This is a genomic window from Frankia sp. AgB32, from assembly GCF_023243045.1.
Taxonomy (GTDB): domain Bacteria; phylum Actinomycetota; class Actinomycetes; order Frankiales; family Frankiaceae; genus Frankia.
Map to the genome: position 1 here is coordinate 1 of NZ_JALKFX010000191.1, position 322 is coordinate 322.

Genomic DNA, 322 nt, shown 5'->3' on the forward strand with positions numbered 1-322 from the left:
GCCAGAAGTCCAGGTAGAACGTTTCGAGGGCGCGGAGTTCCTGCGCGCGTTGCTCCATCAGCGACGCCACGGCGTCACGGGACTCCGGGTCCTTGATGTTCGGACTGGACATCGCCGCCTGGACCTGCGCGCCGAGATCGACCAGCCGCTCGAAATGGCGCCCGGCGCGGGCGGTGTAGTCGGCGCAGTTGCCGGCGAGCCGGTTGGCCTGATCCGGGGTGAGTCCCAGCTCGGTGGCGGCGTGGAGTTCGGCGGCGTGCAGGTCGCCGGCCGGGGCGATCGGCCCGGCGGCGGCGTGGAGCAGGGTGGACACGGATCTCCA

The 322-nt window shown here is 71.4% G+C and carries 1 protein-coding gene; it reads right to left on the reverse strand.

Annotated features, from left to right (window positions below):
- Positions 1–313 (reverse strand): hypothetical protein (locus MXD60_RS26375; protein ID WP_248822404.1); only part of this gene is annotated, 313 nt, incomplete at its 3' end.
- Positions 314–322 lie beyond the last annotated feature (9 nt).